Genomic DNA, 969 nt, shown 5'->3' on the forward strand with positions numbered 1-969 from the left:
TTTCGGTATCACTATCTAACCTTTTATGTTTAGTAATAGCCATCTTTGGTGTTCCCGAAAAATCAAGTTCAGATTCCGTCTTGGTATAGCCTCCCAAATGATTGATAGAATGACTTCCGATTGCTCTTCCTTTTTGGTCGTACCAGGTATAGTTTTTTGTCCAGTTATCATCTTCGATGTTTTTCACATAAGAAGCTACGGGTAAACTTTGAGTACTGGTATTTGAATTTTGAGCATCCTGTGAAAGAATACCTTGCCCCAAAATCTCGGTAGGGATTGGAGGGGCATCGGAGGGATAGGTATCATAATAATTGACAGATAATACCGTTTCAAGATAGGGAAACATCACATTAGAATAATAAATTCGCATTCCATTTCTGGAAAATCCTCCACCGCGATATTCAGTAATAACCAAATTGTTGATCATGTTTTGCAAAGCTTGTCTGCTGCCTTCTCCTCTTACAATACCGGTATAGATAACTCTTCCAAAATTGTCATATTTAGAAAAAAGCCATTTGTCGGAGGGATGCATTACCGCATCTTGTGTAAAGATTAATCGGTCTGCTTTGTCATACACCATATACTCCCAGCCTTTTCCAGGAAGCCTCTTTTCTACCAAACGATTTCTGCCATCATATTTATATTGGTAGCAAAGATTGTTTAAAGTAGTATTATCAACTGCATTAGCTGAAACCGCCAATGGCGGGATAACATATGCCAATTGATTGTAATCATTATAAACGTAATAAGTATCTACTTTTGTAACATCGTCAAGCATTTTTCTTACCAAGATGGTTTGTCCCTGTCCATTTTTAAACTCAATGGTTTTATTCCCATCTTCATCGGTTACCGTATTTTTGTACAATTGATTAGCTCCATAGCCGACTGATGATAAAACAATTTCAGAAACGAATGTAGAATAATCAAATGTAGCAGTATATTTTTTCACCTCCCCATCTGCATTGGCGT

1 pseudogene is annotated in these 969 nt (G+C 37.0%); it reads right to left on the minus strand.

The features are described from left to right. Window positions 1–969 (minus strand): annotated as a pseudogene (locus AB671_RS22565) (RHS repeat-associated core domain-containing protein); the annotation flags it as partial.

Source organism: Chryseobacterium sp. BGARF1, from assembly GCF_001677955.1.
Classification (GTDB): Bacteria; Bacteroidota; Bacteroidia; order Flavobacteriales; family Weeksellaceae; genus Chryseobacterium.